The organism is Aliarcobacter vitoriensis, assembly GCF_003316695.1.
Classification (GTDB): Bacteria; Campylobacterota; Campylobacteria; order Campylobacterales; family Arcobacteraceae; genus Aliarcobacter; species Aliarcobacter vitoriensis.
Genome location: NZ_PDKB01000019.1, coordinates 1 through 24,355 on the forward strand (window position 1 = coordinate 1; position 24,355 = coordinate 24,355).

Below are 24,355 nucleotides of genomic sequence, written 5' to 3' on the forward strand. Positions count from 1 at the left end.
ATTTGCATATAACAGTGAACTTACAAATAGTGATGCAAGTATTAACTTTCTTTCCATTTTTATTCCTTTCACCCGATTTTAAATAAGTTTGAATTATAATGATAAACACTATTTGTTTCAAGGAATAGTTTCTTATATAAGGATTAGTTTTTATGGAAAAAGTGCTAAATAGATTTTCATTTGAAAATATGAATGAGTTTATATCTTCTTCATCATCTGAAAAAAACTTATTTTCATTGCCAAATAATTTAGGATATATGTTTTCAGAAAAAAATATTATCTCGGAAAATATCTATCTTTTTAAATCTATTTCTAAATTAAATAAAAAATATTCAATTGAAACCAATTCTAAATTCGATAGTTTATTTATAAATGTAATATTGCAAGGAAGTATAAAATCTCAAAATAAAAATTCAAAAAAGATAGAAACTGTAAGAGTAAATAGTTCTTATATCAAATATGTAGATGAATGTAATGTAATCTCAACTTTCAATGAAAACTCTTCTAAATCAATAGAAATAATGATAAAAAAAGATTTTCTTGAAAAGAACTTCTCTAAACTTCTTGAGATTCACTCAAAAGATTTTGCTTCACTTCCTAGTATAACTTTAAAAAATCAAACTTCAAAAAATATTCATCTTGCAAATGATTTGTATAATTCACCTTTTGAAGGTGAACTTCAAAATATATATTTGCAAAGTAAAGTTTTAGAGCTAATTTACAATGAATTTAGTGAAATGTTAAATAAAGAAGAAAATGAAAAATATAAAACAGTTAAATTAACTCAAGATGATATAGAAGCTCTACATAAGGTGCGAAATTTTATTTTATTAGAAAATGATTTCTCAGATTTGATGACATTTTCAAGAAAAGTGGCTTTAAATGAATTTAAACTGAAATATGGTTTTAAACAATTGTTTAAAACTACAATAGGACAACTAATACTAGAACAAAAAATGACTTATGCAAAATATTTATTAGAAACTAGCGAATTTTCTATCTCTGAAATTTCACATTTTGTTGGATACAAACATCAACAAAACTTTTCAACTGCATTTATCCAATTTTTTGGAATCAAACCTAAAGATTTAATGAAAAGTAGAAAATACTACTATTGATTTTTATATATCAAATTGATAAATTTGTAATAACTAGCTAAAATTTCAACTATTTAAAAAAAGGTTTATTTTGAAAAATATTTATGATTGTGTAGTTGTTGGTGCAGGAGCTGCTGGAATAATGGCTAGTATAAGTTGTGCCAAAAATAATAATAGAGTTTTACTTTTGGAAAAACTTCCTAAAATTGCAAGTAAATTAAAAGCAACTGGTGGTGGAAAATGCAATCTTACGAATACTCTAAGCCAAGATGAATTTGTAGCTAAATTTGGCAAAAATGGAAGATTCATCCAAAGTGCTTTAGATGAATTTAGTCAAAAAGATTTGCAAGATTTTTTTGCTTCTATTGGAGTTGAAACTATTGCAAGAGATGGTTTTAGAATATTTCCTATAAATCATAGTTCAACTATCATATTAGAAGCTTTAAGTAAAGAGTTAGAAAACCAAAAAGTTGAGGTAAAAACTTCAATAGAGATATTGGAAATAAAAAAAGATGAAGAACTTTTTGAAGTAAAAACTTTAAATGAAACTTTTAGGGCAAAAAATATCATAATAGCAACTGGTGGTTTAGGTTATCCAACACTTGGAGCAACTGGAGATGGATATAAGTTTGCTTCAAATTTTTCTCACACAATCACACAAACTCATCCAGCTATGATGCCACTTTTTACAAAAGAGAAAAACTTTGCATCTTGCAAAGCTGATACTATTTCAAAAGCTATTTTAAAAGTAAATATTCCAAAATATAAAAATTTAAAGTTAGTGGGTGATTTGATATTTACGGCTCAAGGGCTAAGAGGTCCAGTAATCTTAGATTTTGCTAGAGAAATAACTCCAATTTTAGCAAAATTTGATGAAGTTCCACTTTTGATAAGTTTCTTAAAAGGTAAAAATGAAGAAGAGATTTATAAGCATTTAAAAGATGAAATAGTAAAAAATCCACAAAATAATATCTTACAAAATTTAGAAACATTACTAGCAAGTAGTGTAGCAAATGAGATTTTAAATATCTGTCAAATAGATTCACATTTACGATTTAAACAAATTGAAGGTTTTAAAAGAGAAAAGTTAATCAAAACCTTATCTTGGACTCCTTTTACTATTATAGGTCATGATGGATTTAAACAAGCTATGATTACAAGAGGTGGAATAAACCTAAAAGAAATAGATTCTAAAACTATGCAAAGTCGTTTAATAGATGGTTTATATTTTTGTGGAGAAGTAGTTGATATTGATGGACCATGTGGTGGATATAATCTTCAATGGTCTTTTTCAAGTGGGTATTTAGCTGGTAAATTATTAAATTAAAATTTAGGAAAAATATGAAAAAAATAAATTTAAAACATTATATATTTATAGTTTTGGGTTCATTAGCAATGGCATTTGGAACAGTGTGCTTTTTATCTCCAAATCAGATAATTACAGGTGGTGGAGTAGGTATTTCTTTACTTTTACATGCACTTTTCCCTCAAATCACTTTAGGTATTTTTATGGCGATAGTTAGTATTCCATTTTTGATTATGTCTTATATTTATTTTGGAAAATACTATTTATTTAAGACTTTTATTGTTGTTATTCTTCTATCAACTTTTACGGATATATTTAAAGAAATTTTACAAATAAAAGCCATGACAAATGATATTTTATTAGCAGCTATTTTTGGTGGGATTTTTATAGGTTTAGGTGTAGGATTAGTTATAAAAGGAAGAGCTTCAACTGGAAGTACTTCGGTTGTTGGAGAAATAGTTGCTAAAAAGACAAAATTCAAAGCAGCTGAAGTTTTATTGGCTATTGATGCAACTATTATGTTTGCTTCAGTTTTTGTATATAACGATATAGATAAATCACTTTATAGTATGCTTAGTGTTTATGTTGGAATAAGAGTTATAGATATGATTTTAACAGGGCGACCTTCAAAGAAAATAGTAAATATTGTTTCAAATAATGTAGAAGTTTTAAAAGAGCAAATCAGAGAAAGAATTGAAGAGCATGGTACTATTTTAACTGGAATTGGACTTCATCAAGGACAAAATAAAACTATTATTTATGTTACAGTTGAAGCTAGTAAGATTGATTTGCTAAAAAACTTGATAAGTAAATATGATCCAGATGCTTTTATGATAATTACAGAAGCTTCAGAGTTTTTAGGTAGAAGTTCAAAATAATCTAAAATAGACAAGTTTTAAAAACTTGTCCATTCCTCGTCATTTTCTTTTTTTTGAGGAGCTATTTTTTTTATCTCTGTTTTAGCTATATTTGGAATTTTAATTTCTTGATTATTAGAAAGTACTTTAGCTTTTACTTCATTTTTTCCTATAAATTCTTTATCATCAGCATTTGCAACAATTAACTTAGCCATAGTATCTGTTTGAACAGCAATATCATAAGTTTGAGTTGCAATAGCTGCATTTTGTTGAGTTTGACTATCTAAAGAACTTACAGTATCATTTATTTGTTCAATTCCAGTAAGTTGTTCTTTACTTGAAGCTTCAACCCCTTTTATTAGTTCTATTGTTGCATCTATATTTTCGCTTAAATCTTTATAACCAATTATCATATCTTCGGCTATTTTTTTACTTTGATCTGCTTTTAAAGTTGCACTTTCAACTAGGTTTTTTATTTCACGTGCAGCTTCAGCACTTCTTGAAGCTAGATTTCTAACTTCTTGTGCAACAACTGCAAATCCTTTTCCAGCTTCTCCTGCTGTTGCTGCTTCAACTGCTGCATTTAGACTTAGAATATTTGTTTGGAATGCTATTTGGTCAATTACACTTATTGCTTCATTTATGGCATTTACTTCTTTATCAAGTTCATTCATAGCCTGTGTTGTTTGATTTGCTAATTTTTCACCTTGATTAGCCGAAGATGTAACATTTGAAGCTATTTTTGACATTTGAATAACATTATTTGTATTACTTGAAATATTACTTGTAATCTCTTCTATTGCAGCCGCTGTTTCTTCTAAAGCAGCCGCTGCTTCATTTGAATTTTTATTTAAAATATCAACATTTTTTAATAAAATCATACTAGTTTCATTTAATGTTAAACCATTTGATTTATTATCCACTAACATTTCACTTATAATATCTGCAAGTTTATTCAATCCCGTAGTAACACCACTTCTACAATTAGGTATTCTATATGTAAAATCTAGTTTTGCATAGCTTTCAAGTGCTTGTGTAACATGATTTATATTTGTACAAATTTTTATTTGTAAACTATGAAACATATCATTTAAATGTTCTCTTAGAGATTCAAGATTGTGAGATTCAGCTTTATTATTTAGTCTTTTATTTAAAAAACCATTTTTTATATCTTCTGCAATTGCATCAATTTCACTTAAAAATCTTTTGTCGGATTCTAAAGTTATTTTAGTTTTTTCAATATTTTCATTTACAACTCTTGCCATAGTACCGAATTCATCTTTTGAACTATCATCCAAATATTCTATTTTAGCATTACTATTTTTATTGATAAAATCAAAAAAACTCAATAGCCCTTTTTCAAAATTGGCTAAAGATTTAATGAGTTCATTTGCAAGATACAATGAGAAAGTTGCAAAGAAAATTATAGATAACAAGATAGTTATAATAAGCGCAATATCCATCTCTTTAATTGTTTTATCTCTTAGTTCAGCAGATTTTATACTTATCAAATTTAATTTATCTTCTAATATAAGACCTACATTTGCAATTTCTTTTATACTATTTGGAAGTTTTTCTTTATTTTCTAAATTTCCATTTGATTCATCAATTTTTATAGGATACATTCTGTCAAATAGATATAAATATCTTCCAGATAAATCTAAAAGTTCTCCAACTAAAACTATATTGTCTTCTTCTATTAATTTAGTTTTCAAATCTCTAAGATTTTCTTGAAGTTCTGAAAAATTATTTCTAACATTTAATACAGCTTGTTGATCTGGATTTTGTAAGAATTGATAAACAGAAATTCGCCCTTTTAACATTTGTTGTATTAATACATCTGTTTGTTTAACGACATTTTGTCTTTTACTTGCATTGCTCTCAAAATACAGAAATATCGAGGTACATGCAATAATTACAACAACAAATACTATCGGCAACAAAAATAACTTTTTTCTAGTAGAAACATTTTTCAGCATAGGGTTCCTTTGATGGAGTTTAAATAATTATTTTAAAATATAAACAAGTTACTTATAACAAGATTAAAAAAAGAAAAAGTTATAAATAAGATAAAAGAATCTTATTTGAAATATTCATTTAGTTACATTTTTATTGTTTTAAAAACTAATATTTTATAAATTAAATATAAATTTATTTTTATAGAATCCTAAAATAAGAATTAAATAATAAAAATTGAAATTTATGTTTACCACAAATTAGAAAAAATATACTATAATAAGGGAATATTATAAAAATTATAGGATATAAAATATGTTATTGATGAAACTTCAAGCAAGAGAAAAATTTGCCTTTTTACAACTAGCACACTATTTAGCAAGAATTGATAATAATTTTGGAAAAGATGAAGAAGATATTATATTAGAGTATTGTGATGAAATGGGTATTGAAAATATTGATTCTTTTGATATTAGTAGTTTTAGTTTAGAAGATACTTTAAAAAATTTTAAAAGCTTAAAAAGTAAAAAAATAGTTATCTTAGAGTTGATGATTTTAATACATATTGATAGAAATTTCAATATAAATGAACAAATTGTGATAGATAAATTAGCAAAAGACTTTGGAATTTCTGCTGAAGAAGTAAACAATTACTCAGCGTGGGGAAAATCTGTTGCAACACTTTATGAAATTGCAAAAGTTTATATTAAAGATGATAATTTAGAAGAGTTTGTATCATAAATAATTTGGAAAAAAGAATGGAAATTATTAAAATTTTAAATGATAGAATTGATAATTTACTGTATGAACATGAAAAATTAAAACTTGAAAAAATAGCTTTGGAGCAACAAATTCAAGAATTGATAGATGAAAATGATAAATTAGAAAGAAATAATCAAGATATGATTTTAAAAATAGATAGTACACTAACACTTATAAAGGCTCAAAAGTGACTAAAGAACTAACTTTTCATATAAATAATATGGCTTATACGATAACAGCTGATGAAGAGCTTGAACAAGAGCTTTGCAAGTATTTAGATATAAATAAAAACAATGAAACAAAAGCTTTATTACTTGCATATTTAAAACTTACTCAAGAGTATAGAACTTTTAAAAAAGAGGTTGAGGATATTGCAAATAAACTTGCAGGAGTTTAAACTCAAAGCATTTTCAACTTTGGAAATCGTCATAACCATTGTAATAGTGGCTATTTTATTATCTTTTATTTTACCAAAAATGAGTGTTTATTTAGAAAAAAATGATATTTTGAAATTGAAATCAGATATAGTTTTAATAAAAAATGCTTTGCAAAAAGAGAAGACAAAAAGGGTTTTAGCACAAGAAAATAGTTATATAAATTCTTTAGATAGTGCTAAAATAGATATAAAAAATGAAGATTTGTTTTCAAATATTTTAAAAATGCCTATCATATCTACATCAACAAAAGATAAAGAAAAAGGCTCTTGGGCAAAAGTATCAAATAGTAAATATATATTTTTTACTTCTTCAAAAACTTATGAGTTTTATTTAGACAATGGTGATTTTATCTGTTCAAGTAAAGAAATAGATTGTAAAGAGTTAGAATGAATTATTATGAACTTGCTATATTGAAATCGCCTTTGCAAAATCTTACTTTTCAAAGTAAAGATGATATTTTGATTGGTTCAAAAGTTTTAGTGCAACTTGCAAATAGGAAAAATTTTATTGAGGCAGTTGTTATAAAAGAGGTTGAAAAACCAGAGTTTAACTGTAGCAATATTTTAGAAATTTGTGATGAATTTTACTCTGTTTATATGATTGAAATAGCAACTTTTATATCAAAATATTATGTTTGTTCTCTTGGTTATGCTTTGAGTATTTTTCAAGGATTCAATAAAAATATAAAAGATGAAAATATTGATTTAAACATAGATAGTTCAATTAAATTATCAAGTTTTCAACAAAAAGCAAAAGAGTTTTTAGATGAAAAAAAACAAGCTTTACTTTTTGCTTCAACTGGAGCTGGAAAGACTGAAATATATATAAAAACTATTGAAGAAAATTTAAAAAACAACTCTCAAGCTATACTTTTGATGCCTGAAATATCTTTAACTCCACAAATGCAAAAAAGATTGGAGAAAGTTTTTGGAGATTGTGTTGCTATCTGGCACTCAAAAATAAGTGCTAAAAAGAAAAAAGAGATACTTTTAGGACTTCAAAAAGGAAGTATAAAATTAATCGCAGGAGCAAGATCAGCACTCTTTTTACCATATTCAAATCTAAAACTAATTATTGTAGATGAAGAACATGATGATTCATATAAAAGTGATCAAACTCCAAGATATAATGCAAAAGATTTAAGTATTTACATAGCTAAAAAGTATGATATAAGACTTATTTTAGGAAGTGCAACACCATCTATTGGTTCTTTTTACAAAATACCATATTTTAACCTTGACAAGACATTTTTTGAGACAAAAAAAGAGTATATTTTTGAAGCAAATTGCCAAACAATCAGTCCCAAAAGCTTAGCTAAAATAGATAATACTTTAAAAAGTGGGAATCAAGCAATAGTTTTTTTGCCAACTCGTGCAAATTTTAAACATCAGATATGTTTTGATTGTGGGAAAAGTGTTGAATGTCCATTTTGTAGTGTTTCTATGAGTTTACATAAAAATGATTTGGCATTGAAGTGCCACTATTGTGGATATACTCAAAAAATACCAGAGTTTTGCCCCTCTTGTAAAACTGGAATCATCAAAAATCATAGAGTTGGAACAGCCGAAATTGAAGAGTTTTTAAAACTAGAATTTCCAAATAAAGTTATAAAACGGTTTGATAAAGATGAGATAAAAAGTGAAAAAGTATTGAAAAGTACACTAAAAGATTTTAATGACAATAAAATAGATATTTTAGTTGGTACTCAAATGCTTTCAAAAGGGCATGATTATCACAATGTAAAACTAGCAGTTGTTTTAGGAATAGATTTTGTTTTAAATATGAATTCATATAAAGCTAGAGAAAAAGCTTTATCTTTACTTATTCAAATATCAGGAAGAAGTGGAAGAAGTGGATTTGGTGAAGTTATAATTGAGACAAAAAATGAAGATTTTTTCAAATACTATTTGGAAGAATCAAACTATTTGGAATTTTTACAAAGTGAGATGGAGTTTAGAAAAGATTTATATCCGCCTTTTGTAAAACTTGCACGTGTAGTTTTTTCAAATAAAAATGGCTTAAAAGCAAAAGATGAAACTTTTGAAGCTGTAAATATATTTAAAACTATACAAGATATTGAAGTTATAGGTTTTGGAGAGTGTGCTATTTTTAAAATCGCAAACAAATACCGATATGAGATTTTACTTCGTTCAAACAATACAAAAGCACTATTAAAAGCTTTACACTCTATAAAATCAAGTGATGCTTCCATAGATATGGATACTATTTATTAAAAATTTAGTAAAATCAACAAAACAAAGGAGATAAAATGGTAACTACAAAAGATGATTTTAAAAATTTAGTTGAAGATATAAAAAAACAAAGTTGGTACAAAGAGCCACTAGCATTTGCAATAGCTAGAGTAAGCAGAGGAGTTTTGAATAAAAATAGTATCTTAGAAGTTACATATCCTACTATAAACTGGAATGAAAATAGTGCAAGTGCAGCAATTTTTTTAAATGCTATAAAACAAAGTGGAGTTGTACTTGATACAACAAAAAGTGAAGCAGTTTTTGATTTGACTGATAGTTTTTTGTCATATTGTGTAGAGAGTTATAAACCATTTTATGAAGAAAAAGAGCAACATAAAAACTTGCAAGTTATATCAACTTTAGCATCTTTACCAATAGAAAGTGGACTTAGTCCTGATGATTTTAAAGTTGTATTTATTTTTGAAGATACAAAACCACAAAGTGTTGAAACAGCATATTTAAAACTTTATGCAAAATATAGTAAAAATATCAATGTAAATTTAGATGGAATTGATGATTTACTTACAACTTGTGCTTGGATAGATGGAGTTCCAGTTGAGCTTGATTGGTTAAGACAAAATGAAATTTTGCTAAAAGTTGCAAATAAATATCCAAAAGTTGAATTTGTAGGAAAATATTCAAGAGTTTTAAAACATATAATTCCAAATGAAAATGAAACATATAGTTTTGAAAACCTTTTAAAGTAGCTTTTGCTACTTTATTTTTTAATTTTAAATTTCTCTTCTAACTCTTTTAGTTCATCTGCATTTTGTTGAGCTTTTTTTACTGCTTCTTCAAATGCAAAACCTTTCATAACTATTTCATAAAGTCTTGGTTTATCTTTTTTCCAATTTCTTAGTGTCATTGGGGTAATATTTAATATTCTCGCTATATCTTGTTGGGTTAGTTTCATACAAAGATGATATAAAATTAATTATATAAATAAAATTCGATAATAATTTTGTTTTATATGTATATAAAGGCAAATAATTTGCTTTATTAAGTTCTTATTGGATAATATTTTATATGAAATTGAAGAAAAAAGAGAAAAATATTTTCTATAAACATAACAAAATAAAAAATCTTGAGAGTTTATTTGTAACATTTCTTACATTTATATTTTTAATAATATGTATATATTTTATCCTTAATGGATTTTCTTTTGTACATTAGGTATAACGAAAAATTATTACTATTTATAAGTTAAATCAACACTTTCAAAGGGATTAACCAAAATTGATAATCTTCAATTTTATATGGTAAAACTTTATCTCCACCATAAAAAATAATCCCTCTAAAATTCTTGCTTTTTATAGTTTTAGCAAGAGTTAGTAAACCTTTAAAATTTTCATTTTTTATATTTGTACCAGATTTTACTTCAATTGCAACAATATCACCAAGATTTGATTCAAGCACAAAATCAACCTCTTTTTGAGAACTATCTCTAAAATGGTATATTTCTACATCTTCATTTGCATTTGCTTGATGTTTTATAAGTTCACTATACACAAAAGTTTCTACCAGATTTCCTAAATGCTCATTTTTACCAATCATAGAAGCTTCAATCGTAGCATTTAATAAAAAACTTGCAAGTCCAGAGTCTATAAAATGTACTTTTGGGCTTTTTGTTACTTGTTTTAATATATTGTTGGAGTACGATGGGACAAGTTTTACTATATACAAAGCTTCTAATATTTTTATATATTTTGCCACAGTTTTATCTGCAATTCCTATACTTTTTGAAATATTTGTATAGTTTACAAGAGAACCAACTTGTCCTGCGAGTATTTTTAAAAGTTTGGCTAAGTTTGAAAGAGTGTCTATTTGTACATTCTCAATAGATGCTATATCTTTTGTAATTCTTGCTTTTATATAAAAATCATACCAAGCTTTTTTTGTTTTTAATGGTAGATTATAAACTTCTGGGTATCCACCATTTATAACTGCACTTATAAACTCTTCTTTGGAAATAGTTTCAAAATCTATATCAAAATAATTAAAATCATCACTAAAAAGTTTATCAATAATATTTATATCTCTATGGTTTATTTCACTATATGATAATGGATATAGATTAAAACTTACCATTCTTCCAGCTAAAGACTCTTTTATTTTAGAGTTTTTAAACATATCTGAACTTCCTGTTAGTAAAAACATACCTTTTTTATTTTGTTCATCTACACTTATTTTAATTGGCAATATTATCTCTGGTATCATTTGAACTTCATCAAGAGCAATACTTTCATCTTTTGAAATATATTGAATAAAGCCTTTTGGGTCGTTATTTGCTGTGCTAAAAACATCTATATCATCAAAAGTATAGTATTTCATATTTTTATTTTTTGCTATTTTTTTTTGAAGTGTTGTTTTACCTGATTGTCTAGGACCATTTATAGATACTATTCTAAATGTATCTAACATTTGTATTATTGTTTTTTCTAATTTTCTTTCTATCATTTTTCTTCTTTTACGAAATGTTTATATATTATTACGGATTTTATAAAGTAATATTACGAAATTTATTTATATATAATACGGATTTTATACTTAAAATTAGATTTTAAGAAAATAGTTCTTAATAAAAATCTCAAATAAACTCTCTATAACTAAAAATTTAATATAATCTCGCCCTAAAAAATAAAAAAGAGAAAAATATGATAGAACTAATAAACATATCAAAAAGTTATCCAACAAGCCAACTTTACAGTGATTTAAACTTACGACTAAATAAAGGTGATAAAGTTGGACTAGTTGGGAGAAATGGAACTGGAAAATCTACATTGTTCAAACTTATCCTTGGTGAAGAACATCAAGATAGTGGAGATATAGCAACACCAAAAAATTATAAAATAGGTGCTTTAAAACAATATTTTGATTTTACAGAAAAAACTTTGATAGATGAAACAGCTTTGGCTTTAAATGAAGATGATAAATACAATATTTATAAAGCTGAAAAAATACTTTTTGGACTTGGATTTAGTGAAGAAGATTTACAAAAAGAGCCAAAATCTTTTTCTGGTGGTTACCAAATACGAATCAATTTAGCAAAATTACTTTTAACTGAACCAAATATGTTACTTCTTGATGAGCCTACAAACTACCTAGATATCCTTTCTATTCGTTGGCTTAGAGAGTTTTTAAAAAGCTTTGATGGTGAAGTTATACTTATCACTCACGATAGAGATTTTATGAATAGTGTTTGTACTCATACTATGGGGATTATTAGAAAAAATGCTTTTATTATTGCTGGTGGAACTCAAAAATTCTTTGAACAATTAGAAGCAAATGAAGAGCATTATGAAAAGCAAAAAATTGCTCAAGAGAAAAAAATCAAAGATTTAGAAGAGTTCATCGCTAAAAACAAAGCAAGGGCAGCAACAGCTACTTTAGCTCAATCGAAAGTAAAAATACTTGAAAAAATGGATATTTTAGAAGATATTGAATATGACAAAGATTTAAAATTTGATTTTAACTACAAAGATACAAGTGCCAAGTTTTTACTTGAAGTAAAAGATGTAAGTTTTGGATATACAAAAGAAAATCTACTTTTTAAAGATATAACTTTTGCACTAAGTCGTGGTGAAACTTTGGGAATTATAGGAAAAAATGGAAAAGGAAAATCAACACTTTTAAATGTAATTGCAGGTGAGTTAAAAGCTTTAAGTGGAAATATTGAATATCATCCAAGTACAGTTTTTGGGCATTTTGGACAAACAAATATAAACCATTTAAATATGAACAATACAATTATGGATGAAATTCACTCTGTAAATGTGAAGTTAGCTGAATCAACAATAAGAAATATTTGTGGAATTATGATGTTTAGTGGAGATAATGCAAAGAAAAAAATCTCACTTTTATCTGGTGGAGAAAAAAGTAGGGTAATGCTAGGAAAAATTATAGCAAAAGATGTAAATCTACTATTTCTTGATGAACCTACAAATCACTTGGATATTGAGTCTATTGAAGCACTTACAACAGCAATAAAAGATTTTGCTGGTTCAAGTATCATTGTAACTCACAGTGAAGAGTTACTTAGAAAAGTTTGTGATAGATTGATAGTTTTTACAAATGATGGAGCTGATTATTTTAATGGAACTTATGATGAATTTTTAGAAAAAATAGGTTGGGGTGATGATATTGATGATAAAAAACCTACAAAAACTTCAAATAAAGATGAAAAAAAAGATAATCCAAAGATAAATAAAAAAGAGAGTAAAAAGTTAAGGGCTGAATTAGTAGCTAAAAAAAGCCAAGATTTAAAACCACTCAAAGCTAAAATTGAAGAATTAGAAAGCCTTGCTTCTACACTTTTTGGAGTAGATAAAACAAAAGTAGAAAATGAAATTTTAGAAGTTATGCAAAAAATTGAGAGCATAAATAGCGAATTTGAAGCAAAGATGAGTGAACTATAAAATTAGCAATTAACAGATTGTAAAAACTCTTTCATTTTTCTATACTTCCAATATACAAAATTTGGAGTATGGAAAATGGCTACAAAAATATCAACTATTTTATACATAAAAGTAGGAAATGTAACTATCACAAAACTTGAAAATCAAAAAAGGCAAGAGCTTGTTTCTGGTATAAAAAAATATCCAGTTTCAAAAGCATACCTATCAAAAAGTGGTTTTATTGATGATTTTCAAGCTGATTTACTCCATCATGGAGGAGTTAATAAAGCACTTTTCTTATTTTCAAAATTAACTTATCAAAATATAAATTCACATTTTAATAATAGTTTTGATATGACAAATATGGCATATTTTGGGGAGAATTTGATACTTGATGAAATTTGTGAAAAAGATATTTGCATTGGTGATATATTGCAAATTGGTGATACACAAGTACAAATAACACAACCAAGACAACCTTGCTGGAAACTAAGTATTAATACAGAACAAAATAATATGACAAAGTTTATTTTTGAAAGTGGATTTACAGGATTTTATGCAAAGGTTCTAAAAGAAGGAAATATTTCAAAAGGTGATGAAATTTACCTAGAAAGTAGGATAAATCCAGAATTAACTATTGAAAAACTAAATAAAATCATAGTAAACCCAATGATTGATGAAAATTTGACTTTAAAAGCTTTAAATTGTGAAGAGTTAGGATATCAATTTAAAAACTCTTTACAAAAAAGATATGAAATGGGTGATAAAGATGAACAATTTAGTTATTATCATACATAAGATTTTGTTTTTTAGCTTCAAACCAAATCTTACTGAAAGTTTTTATTGCATCTTTTATTTCAAACTCTTCAAATCCACCAAATCCTAAAGCTATAACTTTTTCTAAATCGAGAAATTCTTTAAAATAGATTTTTATTTTATTTTTAAGACATAACTCTTCTAAAAGATCTAAATTCATAGTAAAAGTTGGTTTTATTAGGATGTTTAATCCACTTCCTTCTCGTAAGATTTTTATATCATCACCTAAGAATTCTTTTAAATAATCTTTCATAATGTGGTGTTTTTTTCTATTTATATTTCTAATTTTTCTTAAGTGTTTGTCCCAATAACCTTCTTTTAAAAATAGTGTTAAAGTTTTTTGAATATCAATAGAAATTTGAGAAAATCTAAAGTCAAAAGATTTTTTATAAATATGAAGTAATTTTGTAGGTAAAACTATATAAGAGATTCGTAAAGCTGGAGATAGAGCTTTTGAAAAAGTTCCAAGATAGATGACATTTCCAAAATTATCTAAACCTTGCATAGATGGAATAGGGCGATTGTAGTAGCTTAGTTCACTATCATAATCATCTTCTATTATAAAAACACTATTTTCTTTTGCCCAATTTAAAAGTTTTATTCTATTTGAAATTGGTATAGTAACTCCCGTTGGAAATTGATGTGAAGGAGTAAGGTACAAAGCTTTTGAAGAAATATTTTGTAAAAGTGATAAATCCAATCCATTTTGGTTTATTGAAATATCTTCTATTTCAAAATCTTGTAATTCAAATACTTTTCTAGCAGTTTTATAGCAAGGCTTTTCAACAGCAACTTTTTTTGTAAAAGATTTTAAAATAGTTGAAACAATAAATAAACTATCTGTAAAACCACTTGTAAGAATGATTTGTTCAGGTTTACAAATAACATTTCTTGAAGACGAAAGGTATTTTGCTAGCTCTTCTCTTAACTCTAATTCTCCTTGAATATCGTGATAAATTCCATAGTGAATATCATCTTTTATTACTTTGTTGTAAAGCTTTGACCAAGTTTGTTTTGGAAAAGAGTTTTTAGATAAACTTGCAGGAAAAAAATCTATTTTATAACTATTATCCTCTATTACATCTCTTTCTTTATTATCTAAATTTATTTGAAAATTTTGAATAATATCTTCACAAATAAAATAGCCACTATTTTTTTTACTTTCTATATAACCTTCAGCATAAAGTTGGTTATAAGCCGTTTGTACAGTTGTTTTACTTAGGTTATATTCATTTGATAGTTTTCTAATAGAAGGTAGTTTTGCTCCTGCTTTTAGTTTAGTTTCTATATCTTCTTTTATTTGATTATAAAGTTGTAAATAAAGTGGAGTTTGATTTTGTTCAAATTTATACAAAAGTGTCCTTATTAAAATAATAAAAAATGTATCTTTTATAAAGTACAAATAATTGATATTATACAAACAAAAAACTTAGGAAGGAGTGTTTATTATGTTTGGTGTAATTTTTGAAGTTGAGATATTGGAAAATAGAAAAGATGAATATTTGAAAATTGCTTCTATCTTAAAAGAACAATTAATAAAAGAAAAAGGATTTATTAGTATAGAGAGATTTCAATCTTTAGCTAATGAAAATAAGCTTTTATCTTTGTCATTTTGGGAAGATGAAAAATCTATTTTAAATTGGAAGAAAAATATTGACCATGTAGCTGCACAGAAAAAAGGTAGAGAATCTATTTTTAAAGACTATAAGATAAGTATTGTAGAAATTAAAAGGGATTATACTTTACAAACAAGCACTTTTAATAAGTGAAAAATATATTTAGGAAAGAATATGAAGAAAAAAATAGAATCTATTTTAAACTATGAAGGAGTTTTTAGTGTTGTAGCTAAAGGTGATGAATTTCCTCATATTGTAAATACTTGGAATTCATATGTGATTTTCAAAAATAATGAGATTTTTGTTCCAGTTGCAGGAATGTTTAAAATGGAAGAATCTCTTAAAAATGATAATAAAGTTATAGTTGTAATTGGAACAAAAGAACTTATGGGACTTCATGGAATGGGTATGGGTATTAAAATAATTGGAAAAGCTTTTATTCAAAATGATATAAAAGAATATGAAGATATAAAGTCTAAATTTGAATGGGCAAGAGCAGTTATGAAAATAGAGATTTTAGAATCTTATCAAACAACATAAAAGGAATAAAATGAGAAGAACAGAGTTTGATGTAAAAGATGAAAATAGTATAAATGAAGTTTTAGAAACTTGTGAATATGGAACCTTGAGTTTGATTAGTAAAGGAAAACCATATTGTGTAGCTTTGAATTTTGTATATTTTGAAGGTTCTATTTACTTTCATGGAAGCAATGAAGGTAAAAAAATAGATACTATAAAAGAGAATCAAAATGGTGCTTTTTTAGTTGTACAGCCATACTCTACTATTCCCTCATATTTTTTTGATACAGTTGCTGCTTGTCCTGCAACTCAATTTTTTGCGTCTGTTTTGCTTGAAGGAAGTTTAAGTTTTGTAGAAAATGGTGATGATAAAGCTAAAGTTTTAAATGCTTTGATGAAGAAATTACAAAATGATGGTGGTTATGAAGAGATATCTTATGATAAAGCAATGTATACAAAAATGTTGGATAAAGTTACTGTTATTAGGTTAAAACCACAAAATATATCTTGTAAAATCAAAGTAGGGCAAAACTTAAATGATGAAAAAAGAGATAAACTCACTCAAAAGTTAGAAAATAGAGCTTCAAATATAGATATGCAGACTATCAAGAAGATGAAGTTTTATAACAAACACTAAAAAAAGAAATTAAAATTTCTCTTTTTTAGAATCAAATAAAGCTAATATATTTTTATATTCATCTGCAAATTCCAGATTTATTAAAGAATTTTTACCTTCTATGATTTCTAATGCTTTTTTAACATCTTTTTTACTAAAAATATTATCAAGTGCTTCGATATAATCTTCTAAATTTAGCTTGTTTTGGTACATTCTTAGAAGTTGTGATAAAAGATAGTTAAAGCTTTTATTTGTTTGTTCTAAATTAAAAATGGCTTCTTCATACTCTTTTAGTTTTATTAAAATATCAGCTTTAAATTCAAAAAGAGAAAAGTCTTCTTTAAAAATAACACCAATAAATGCTCCAACATTTACAGAATCATCATAACCATCAATTTGAGTTAATAAATCTTCTAAATCGTAATTATCTTTATTTAAAATAAAATCACGGATTAATTTCCCTTGGTTTTTATTGTTATAAATCATATCTTCAAGTGGATAAACTTCAGAAAAATTTGGAACTATCATTTGACAAGAGTAAAATCCTAAATAATCATATTCTCTTAAATATATAGTTTTATTTTTTTTATCTAAAATCTCTTTTAAAAATATAAATTGTTCAGCACTATTTTCATTGTGGAATTTCCATGGAGTATATAAATATGATTTCTTTGTACTTAAAAATTGTATTCCTACTTTTGCATTTGAGTCCACAAAATGTGATTCTAAATTCGATGATGAACTTATCTCTCTCATATCAAAAGATGGTTTTTCAAAGCTATCAAGTTCATTTATTTCTCTTCCTTGCAATAGTTCAGTTAAAGTTCTTTCAATTGATACTTCTAAAATAGGATGGCTTCCAAAAGATAAGAAAAGTGTATTGTTTTTTGGGTTTATAAAAGCTATTGCAGTTACTGGAAAAGTTCCACCAAGTGAGGCATCATAAACTTTTAATTTATAGCCATTTTGTTCTAATGATTTTATATCTTCTTTTATTTTTGGAAAATTTTCTATAATTTCTTTTGGAAATTCTGGTAAAGCCAAACCTTCTTTTATAACTTTTAGTTTTACATATCTTTCAAAAATCTCACAAAGAGCTTGAACCTTTGCTTCATTTTGTGTATTTCCAGTAGATAAGCCATTACTTGCAAAAAGATTTGATAAAAGGCTTGTAGGGAAATATACTTTTTCTTTAGTAGTTTGATTTACAAATGGTATAGATACTATTTTATCGAAGCTATTTGAATTAAAATCCAAAAAATCTTCATTTTCAAAATCTTTTGTATCATATTGCTTTTTTAATTCATCTGGGAAAAAATCTTCATCAATACTGAACTCTTTTTGATCAGGAAAAAACTTTCTATCTTCCAAATAAAAGTCATTGAAATATAGATTTGTTTGTAATCTTTCTATAAATTCTCCATAAGCACTAGCTAAACAAGAATTTAATATTGAACCTTTTCCATTTGAAAATATATAATTATTTGCTCCTTCAAAGCTTAGGTTTATAGAGAAGCTATTTTTTACTGGATTCTTTTCTTTTGATAGTTTTACTTTATATCCAAAATCATCTAAGATTTTTTTCATTTTTGATATTGAAACTTCTACTGGTGCATCTTTTGATACTATATTCATAATATTTGTTCTTTACTTTCTTAAAAATTTTGCAAAGTATAGCTAAATGGTATTAATTTATAGGTTTATATAAATTCTTATGATTTCAAATCTTATAGAATTTATTACTAAACATATATAGTTTTGTTACCAAAAGTAACCTGAACTAATAAATTTCAAAATTCTTTTGCAAAAATTGTCCATTTTTTTCATTTAAATCGTCTTACTATATAGAGAAACAAATTCTCAAAATTAATACAAAGGATTAGAAGATGAAAAATAGAGTTTTCATGTCAGTTGTAACATCGTTGATGTTAGGAAGTTCTTTTGCAAATGCAAAAGATATAAGTTTGCAAGAAGCAGTAGAGAATATAGTAAAGAAATATAATGTAACATATATTTCAAAATCAAAAGATTTGAAGAATAAAATAGTAGATTCAGAAAAGTTAAGTTTCGGGGGGGGGTACGGTATTAGATAGTTTAAATAGTATATTAAATCCAAATGAATTAAAAGCTATTCAAGAAGATGGTGTAATATATATAATAGAAAAACCAAAATATCAAAACTTTGGTAATACTACTGTTTTAGATGAAATCTCTGTAAATAGTGGAAATTATCTAGGAAGTACAACAGAAAACTCAAATTCATACACAACTGGAAGTATGAGAACAGCTACAAAATTAGATTTATCAATTAGAGAAACTCCACAATCAGTATCAGTTATAACTCAACAAATGATAGAAGATAAAAAAATAGATGATTTTAAAACTTTGATGAAAAATGTTACAGGTGTAAGTTCTAATGATGATGCTGATTTTAGAGAAAGTTATAGTTCAAGAGGATTTAGAACAAATTTTTATTTGGTAGATGGTATTCCAACATTTATAAATGCTTATTCAAATGATGAATACAATATGGATATGTTTGATAGAGTTGAAATTGTAAAAGGTGCAAATGGTTTAACATCAGGAACAGGTAATCCAGCTGTTTCAATTAATATGGTACGAAAACATGCTAACTCAAAAGTATTTACAGGAGATATAGATATAAGTGCAGGGACTTGGGATATGTACAAACTAAAAACAGATATTCAAACTCCTTTAAATCAAGATGGAAGTGTTAGAGCAAGATTAGTAGCAAGTTATAAAGAAAAAGACTCTTTTGTAGATAGAGTTAATCAAGAAAATAGTTTAGTTTATGCTGTTATAGATGCTGATATTACAGATAATACTACAATTTCAGCAGGGGCAAGTTATGAACTCGATGCTAGGGATGGTGTTCTTACAAATCTTCCTCCATTTTATGCTGATGGAACAAAAACTAATTTTGATAGATCAAAAAATACTACTCCAGATTGGGCTTCTTGGGATACACAGAGAAAATCATATTTTATAAGTGCAAAACATTATTTTGATAATGATATATCTATCAATGCAATATATACGCACAATGATATGAAAACAAAAGATAGATTGAATAGTTTTCTTTATACAAATCCACTAAATAAAGATGGTACGGGTTTAGAAATGGGTTGGTTTTATATGCCACAAAATATAAAACAAGATAGCTTAGATATTTATAGTTCAATTCCTTTTAAACTTGGAAATAAAGAGCATGAAATAATAGCAGGCTTTCAGTACTATAAAAATAAAGCAAATAATACATATAAAAGTGGCAATGCTTTTACAATAGATAATTATTATATTTCAAATGGTAGTGAATTTTCTAAACCAGATACAAGTGGAGGAGTTCCTTATGAAGAAGGTGAAGAGAAACAAACAGCATTTTACTTAAATGGTAAATTTGAAATTCTTGATGATTTGAAATTAATTCTTGGTGGAAGATTATCAAATTATGACTATGAATCAATGATGATGAGTGAACCAGACCAAAAATTTGATGCTAAAAATGAGTTCACACCTTTTGTAGGATTAGTTTATGATATAGATGAAAATCACTCTGTTTATGCTAGTTATACAGATGTTTTTCAACCAAATAGTGTAAAAGATGCAAACAATAAACTTTTAGAACCAATTTTAGGAAAAAACTATGAAGTTGGATTAAAAGGGCAGTATTTTGATAAAAGACTAAATACAAGTTTAACTTTATTTAGAATAGAGCAAGATAATGTGGCTGTATTCAATAGTTATGATCCTGTTTTGGATAGACTTATTTATGATTCAAAAGATGGAGTGACTTCAAAAGGAGTAGAGTTTGAAATAGCTGGGAAAATTACTGATAATTGGGATTTAAGTTTAGGATTTGCAAACTTTGAAGCAAAAGATGCTGATAAAAATAAAGTAAATACTACAACACCAAGAAATAATATAAATCTTTTTACAAAATATAGTATGGATGCATTTAGTTTAGGTGTAGGAGTGAATTGGAAAAGTAAAGGATATGATAAATTTGAAGGTAGAGGAGAAATTAAACAAGATGCATATGCAACTGTTGATTTGATGGCTTCTTATGAATTTACTAAAAATTTATCTGGACAGATAAATATAAATAATTTATTTGATAAGAAATATTATGCAGGATATAATGTTTTTAATGGCTACTCATATGGTGAACCAGTTAATGGAATGCTAAGTATTAAATATAAGTTTTAAAATATGAAGAGAGTTTTTTGCTCTCTTTGTACTTTTAAGCATGGGTTTCAAAGTATTTATTTAATTTTGAGATTAAAATTTCGATATAAAAAATATACTTTCCTTTTTACTTTGGAACTCATACTTAAGGGTATAAATAAAATCTTACAAAATGTAATATTCTTTATACAATTTTTCTTTTTATGATAGAATTTTAGAATTGTTATCATAAGGATATTAAATGGAAGATTTATCAAATTTGGTAGTTTACAATGATGGAGAACTAGAACTAAAAGTTTCTGTAAATAGCCAAACTGTTTGGCTAAATAGAAATCAACTATCTGAACTTTTTGGAAGAGATGTAAAAACTATTGGAAAACATATAAACAATGTATTTGTTGAAAAAGAATTGGAAAAGTTTTCAACTGTCGCAAATTTTGCGACAGTTCAATTTGAAGGTGAAAGAGAAGTAAAAAGAGATGTAGAATATTATAATCTTGATGTAATAATCTCTGTTGGATATAGAGTAAAATCACAAAAAGGTGTTAAGTTTAGACAATGGGCAACTTCCATTTTGAAAAGTTATATCCAAAATGGATATGCTATCAATACTCATAAAATAACTGAACAAAGATTATTATCATTAGAAAATGATGTAAAGATTTTAAAATCTAAAATAAAAGATAATAAACTTGAAAAAGATAGTGGAATATTTTATGATGGACAAACATATGACTCATACAAATTTGTAAATGATTTATTAAAACTAGCACAAAAAGAAGTTATTTTAATAGATAATTATATAGATGATACAGTTTTTACTTTGTTTTCAAAATATCCAAATATAAATTTTACTATTTATACAAATACTATAAATAAACAACTAAATTTAGATTTTGAAAAATACTCTAAACAATATAAAAATATAACACTAAAAACTTTTAAAAATTCACACGATAGATTTATGATTTTAGATAAAAAAGAGATATATCATTTGGGTGCTAGTTTAAAAGATTTGGGTAAAAAATGGTTCGCTTTTTCTAAAATGAGTTTGGATATAGATGAAGTTTTACAGAAGTTGAAATAAAAGATTTTATATAATTTAAAGAGGAATTTTCCTCTTTAAAACTTATTTAGTTTCTAAAATTTCAATAGAAACTATTTTATCACCTTGTTTTATAGAATCTAAATTTTTAAAGCTTTCTGTATCACCTTCTTCAATCCCACCAAAAACTGTATGATTTCTATCTAGGTGAGGGCAAGGTACAAAACATATGAAGAATTGGCTTCCACCAGTATTTCTTCCTGCATGTGCCATAGATAAGCTACCTTTATTATGAACTTGTTTTGGAGCATCTATCTCACATTTGATAGCCCAATCAGGACCTCCCATACCAGTTCCATCTGGACAACCTCCTTGTGCCATAAATCCAGATATTACTCTATGAAAATTTAAACCATTATAAAAACCATCATTTGCTAAAGTTGCAAAGTTTGAAACTGTATTTGGTGTTGCATCATTGAAAAGTTTAATCCAAATAACACCTTTATCAGTTGTGATTTTTGCATAGTTAAATTTTGCTAACTCTTCTTTTGAGTAGTTATATTCTTTTAATTCTTTTTTAAAAAACATATTTTTCCTTTTAATTAATTTTCCGAGATTATATCTTCTTTTGGATATAAGTAGTTTAATTTAATAAGATTTTGAATAATCTCTTTAAAAACTGGAACAGCTGATTGTGCTGCATAGTAATGTGGACGAACTGGAAGAGGATTTATAACTGTTACTCCAATAGTATATGAGTTACCTTTTTCATCATTTACAAATCCTATAAATGATGATATATATTTTTTTAAATACCCTGTTCCACCAGCAATTTGGGCAGTTCCTGTTTTTCCACCTATTTCAAGACCATCTATCCTTGCACTTCTTCCTGTACCATCTGTAACAGTTTTTATAAGCATTCTTTTCATCTCTAGGGCAGTTTCTTTTGATATTACTTGTTCAGGTGCTTGAAAATATGGTGATTCATATTTCTTACCATCACGGCTTAGAAATGATACAATTTGTGGAGTTACCATTTTACCATCATTGTTAAATACAGAATAAGCTTTTATTAGTTGTATAAAAGTTGATGTCATACCTTGACCAAAAGATACCGTTGCTTTATAGATATTATCTCTTTTTTGCTTATCTCCTACAGAAAATTGCCAAAGTTTTGGCATAACACCTTTTTTTTCATAAGGTAAATCAATACCTGTTTTTTGTGTAAAACCAAATTTTTTCATACCTTCATAAAATTCTGGTCCAGACAGTCTTTGTGCAATTTGTAAAGTACCAATATTTGAAGAAAATATCACAACATCATCAAGTGAGATATTTCCTTTTGGAAACGCATGGTCATCTTTGATTGTAAATTTACCAATTGGATAAGCACCTTTTACACTAGATTGATTGTATGCTGAAAAATACTCATTTTTTCTTATCAAACCTTTGTCCATAGCCAAAGATATAGATAAAGGTTTGATAACAGAACCAGGCTCAAATTGATACTCAACTGCATTTACATTTAAATATGGAATATCTGATTGTTTGATTTTTTCTGGATTAAATCTATTTGAAGATGCCATAGATATGATTTTACCTGTATGACTTTCCATAATAGTTAGTAAAATTTCATCGGCATGAGTTCTTTTTTTATGAATATCTAGTGTCGTTTCATTGTTTTTTTGAAGTTTTAGAGGAATATTTAAATTTAGACTATAACCATCTATACTATGTGACATAATAGAGTTTTTATCAAAATAGATATATGAAATAACATCTCTAAATCCTTTTAATACTCCATCTTTTGAGTCATTTAGATTGTTATTATATATTCTTTCTAGTCCTTTTACCCCATTTACTTTTGTTTTTCCATCTTTTGATTCAAATTTTGAGTTATATCCTAGAACTGGAGTCAAAGTATCATCATAAGAGAAAGTTCTTTTTTCTCCACTTTCACTTATTTCCAATCTTCTAATTAAGCTTAAACTACCACCTTTTCGCGGTATAAATACATTTAGCTGATTTAATTTTATGTCTAATTCTTTTAGGTTCTTTGCTGCTCTTGAGTCAATGTTATAAGATAAAACTACATATCCTGGTGATTTTTCTGCATCTTTTATTTTCTTTTCTAACTCCTGATAGTCCATTCCACTATAAATAGAAAAAAGTTTTAAAAATAGCTCTTTTTTCTCAGGATTTAAATATCTTGTATCAAGTCCAGCTTTATATACTTTTTTTGAAGATACGAGGTTAAAATTGTCTTCACTTACTATATTTCCACGAACAGCCAATTCACTTTTTTCACCTTTTAAAGATGGAAGAGTTCTTTTTTCATGTACAGTTCTGAAAAATGAGAATGTTACTATAAATAGCCCTAAAGCAATCAGAAAGAGTAAGATTATAATTTTTCTTTTTTTCTTTTTGTTTTCTATAAATTTTTGTTCTAATTGCATTTTTTTGAAGACATCTTTAT

The 24,355-nt window shown here is 26.2% G+C and carries 24 protein-coding genes; 17 read left to right on the forward strand and 7 right to left on the reverse strand.

All coding sequences use genetic code 11. The annotated features are described in order from the left end of the window. Positions 1-152 precede the first annotated feature (152 nt). The 3 genes from CRU91_RS10100 (at position 153) to CRU91_RS10110 (ending at position 3,281) form a co-directional block, all read left to right on the forward strand. A complete protein-coding gene (locus tag CRU91_RS10100; RefSeq protein ID WP_235826996.1) occupies positions 153-1,118 on the forward strand; it encodes a helix-turn-helix domain-containing protein in 966 nt (321 codons plus the stop codon). Positions 1,119-1,188: 70 nt separating this feature from the next. Further along, entirely contained in the window at positions 1,189-2,424 is a 1,236-nt protein-coding gene (locus CRU91_RS10105) for a BaiN/RdsA family NAD(P)/FAD-dependent oxidoreductase (protein ID WP_113895103.1), read from the forward strand. A 14-nt stretch (positions 2,425-2,438) separates the two neighbouring features. Next, on the forward strand, positions 2,439-3,281 hold the full coding sequence (locus tag CRU91_RS10110; protein ID WP_113895104.1) for a YitT family protein: 843 nt from the start codon (positions 2,439-2,441) through the stop codon (positions 3,279-3,281). A 17-nt stretch (positions 3,282-3,298) separates the two neighbouring features. Here CRU91_RS10110 and CRU91_RS10115 read toward each other — a convergent pair whose 3' ends face one another. After that, on the reverse strand, positions 3,299-5,239 hold the full coding sequence (locus CRU91_RS10115) for a methyl-accepting chemotaxis protein (protein WP_113895105.1): 1,941 nt from the start codon (positions 5,237-5,239) through the stop codon (positions 3,299-3,301). A gap of 292 nt (positions 5,240-5,531) precedes the next feature. Here CRU91_RS10115 and CRU91_RS10120 point away from each other — a divergent pair, with 292 nt between their 5' ends. The 6 genes from CRU91_RS10120 to CRU91_RS10145 are packed head-to-tail and all read left to right on the forward strand — an operon-like array spanning position 5,532 to position 9,374. Further along, the gene (locus CRU91_RS10120; protein ID WP_113895106.1) at positions 5,532-5,957 is read left to right on the forward strand and encodes a TerB family tellurite resistance protein; all 426 of its coding nucleotides are present in this window, start codon (positions 5,532-5,534) and stop codon (positions 5,955-5,957) included. Positions 5,958-5,974: 17 nt separating this feature from the next. Continuing rightward, positions 5,975-6,169 (forward strand): hypothetical protein, encoded by a 195-nt coding sequence (locus CRU91_RS10125; protein ID WP_113895107.1) that lies wholly within the window; start codon positions 5,975-5,977, stop codon positions 6,167-6,169. Then, the gene (locus CRU91_RS10130; RefSeq protein WP_113895108.1) at positions 6,166-6,375 is read left to right on the forward strand and encodes a hypothetical protein; all 210 of its coding nucleotides are present in this window, start codon (positions 6,166-6,168) and stop codon (positions 6,373-6,375) included. Before CRU91_RS10125 ends, CRU91_RS10130 begins: the two co-directional genes overlap by 4 nt. 19 nt (positions 6,376-6,394) lie before the next feature. Then, a complete protein-coding gene (locus tag CRU91_RS10135) occupies positions 6,395-6,805 on the forward strand; it encodes a hypothetical protein (RefSeq protein ID WP_146951611.1) in 411 nt (136 codons plus the stop codon). After that, positions 6,802-8,649 carry a primosomal protein N' gene (locus tag CRU91_RS10140; RefSeq protein ID WP_113895110.1) on the forward strand — a complete coding sequence of 616 codons (1,848 nt, stop codon included), beginning with the start codon at positions 6,802-6,804 and terminating at the stop codon, positions 8,647-8,649. Before CRU91_RS10135 ends, CRU91_RS10140 begins: the two co-directional genes overlap by 4 nt. 35 nt (positions 8,650-8,684) lie before the next feature. Next, the gene (locus tag CRU91_RS10145) at positions 8,685-9,374 is read left to right on the forward strand and encodes a tetrahydrodipicolinate N-succinyltransferase N-terminal domain-containing protein (protein ID WP_113895111.1); all 690 of its coding nucleotides are present in this window, start codon (positions 8,685-8,687) and stop codon (positions 9,372-9,374) included. 11 nt (positions 9,375-9,385) lie between these two features. Here CRU91_RS10145 and CRU91_RS10150 read toward each other — a convergent pair whose 3' ends face one another. Next, positions 9,386-9,580 carry a hypothetical protein gene (locus CRU91_RS10150; protein ID WP_113895112.1) on the reverse strand — a complete coding sequence of 65 codons (195 nt, stop codon included), beginning with the start codon at positions 9,578-9,580 and terminating at the stop codon, positions 9,386-9,388. A 290-nt stretch (positions 9,581-9,870) separates the two neighbouring features. Then, the gene (locus tag CRU91_RS10155; protein WP_113895113.1) at positions 9,871-11,124 is read right to left on the reverse strand and encodes an ATP-binding protein; all 1,254 of its coding nucleotides are present in this window, start codon (positions 11,122-11,124) and stop codon (positions 9,871-9,873) included. Positions 11,125-11,321: 197 nt separating this feature from the next. Between CRU91_RS10155 and CRU91_RS10160 the strand changes: the two genes are divergently transcribed. Next, the gene (locus CRU91_RS10160; RefSeq protein WP_113895114.1) at positions 11,322-13,082 is read left to right on the forward strand and encodes an ABC-F family ATP-binding cassette domain-containing protein; all 1,761 of its coding nucleotides are present in this window, start codon (positions 11,322-11,324) and stop codon (positions 13,080-13,082) included. A 75-nt stretch (positions 13,083-13,157) separates the two neighbouring features. Next, complete coding sequence (locus tag CRU91_RS10165; RefSeq protein WP_113895115.1) at positions 13,158-13,859, forward strand: MOSC domain-containing protein; 702 nt, start codon at positions 13,158-13,160, stop codon at positions 13,857-13,859. Here CRU91_RS10165 and pdxR read toward each other — a convergent pair. Further along, positions 13,840-15,231 carry a MocR-like pyridoxine biosynthesis transcription factor PdxR gene (pdxR, locus tag CRU91_RS10170; protein ID WP_113895116.1) on the reverse strand — a complete coding sequence of 464 codons (1,392 nt, stop codon included), beginning with the start codon at positions 15,229-15,231 and terminating at the stop codon, positions 13,840-13,842. The two genes, CRU91_RS10165 and pdxR, sit on opposite strands and share 20 nt — an antisense overlap. A gap of 94 nt (positions 15,232-15,325) precedes the next feature. Between pdxR and CRU91_RS10175 the strand changes: the two genes are divergently transcribed. The 3 genes from CRU91_RS10175 to CRU91_RS10185 are packed head-to-tail and all read left to right on the forward strand — an operon-like array spanning position 15,326 to position 16,649. Next, positions 15,326-15,646: an antibiotic biosynthesis monooxygenase family protein gene (locus tag CRU91_RS10175; RefSeq protein WP_113895117.1), complete on the forward strand. Its 321-nt coding sequence runs from the start codon at positions 15,326-15,328 to the stop codon at positions 15,644-15,646. 21 nt (positions 15,647-15,667) lie between these two features. Continuing rightward, positions 15,668-16,033: an FMN-binding protein gene (locus CRU91_RS10180; RefSeq protein WP_113895118.1), complete on the forward strand. Its 366-nt coding sequence runs from the start codon at positions 15,668-15,670 to the stop codon at positions 16,031-16,033. 10 nt (positions 16,034-16,043) lie between these two features. Further along, a complete protein-coding gene (locus CRU91_RS10185; protein WP_113895119.1) occupies positions 16,044-16,649 on the forward strand; it encodes a pyridoxamine 5'-phosphate oxidase family protein in 606 nt (201 codons plus the stop codon). A 9-nt stretch (positions 16,650-16,658) separates the two neighbouring features. On the opposite strand, the gene CRU91_RS10190 is transcribed toward CRU91_RS10185, so the two are convergent. Next, positions 16,659-18,263: a YcaO-like family protein gene (locus CRU91_RS10190; RefSeq protein ID WP_113895120.1), complete on the reverse strand. Its 1,605-nt coding sequence runs from the start codon at positions 18,261-18,263 to the stop codon at positions 16,659-16,661. 251 nt (positions 18,264-18,514) lie between these two features. Here CRU91_RS10190 and CRU91_RS12285 point away from each other — a divergent pair, with 251 nt between their 5' ends. The 3 genes from CRU91_RS12285 (at position 18,515) to rhuM (ending at position 21,921) form a co-directional block, all read left to right on the forward strand. Next, entirely contained in the window at positions 18,515-18,721 is a 207-nt protein-coding gene (locus CRU91_RS12285) for a hypothetical protein (RefSeq protein ID WP_222718454.1), read from the forward strand. 184 nt (positions 18,722-18,905) lie between these two features. Further along, positions 18,906-20,855, forward strand: coding sequence for a TonB-dependent siderophore receptor (locus tag CRU91_RS10195; RefSeq protein WP_222718455.1), 1,950 nt, complete (start codon positions 18,906-18,908; stop codon positions 20,853-20,855). A 220-nt stretch (positions 20,856-21,075) separates the two neighbouring features. Beyond that, entirely contained in the window at positions 21,076-21,921 is an 846-nt protein-coding gene (rhuM, locus tag CRU91_RS10200; RefSeq protein WP_113895121.1) for a virulence RhuM family protein, read from the forward strand. 42 nt (positions 21,922-21,963) lie between these two features. Here rhuM and CRU91_RS10205 read toward each other — a convergent pair whose 3' ends face one another. Then, positions 21,964-22,467: a peptidylprolyl isomerase gene (locus tag CRU91_RS10205; protein ID WP_113895122.1), complete on the reverse strand. Its 504-nt coding sequence runs from the start codon at positions 22,465-22,467 to the stop codon at positions 21,964-21,966. A 14-nt stretch (positions 22,468-22,481) separates the two neighbouring features. Then, positions 22,482-24,335 carry a peptidoglycan D,D-transpeptidase FtsI family protein gene (locus CRU91_RS10210; protein WP_113895123.1) on the reverse strand — a complete coding sequence of 618 codons (1,854 nt, stop codon included), beginning with the start codon at positions 24,333-24,335 and terminating at the stop codon, positions 22,482-22,484. Positions 24,336-24,355: the final 20 nt, after the last annotated feature.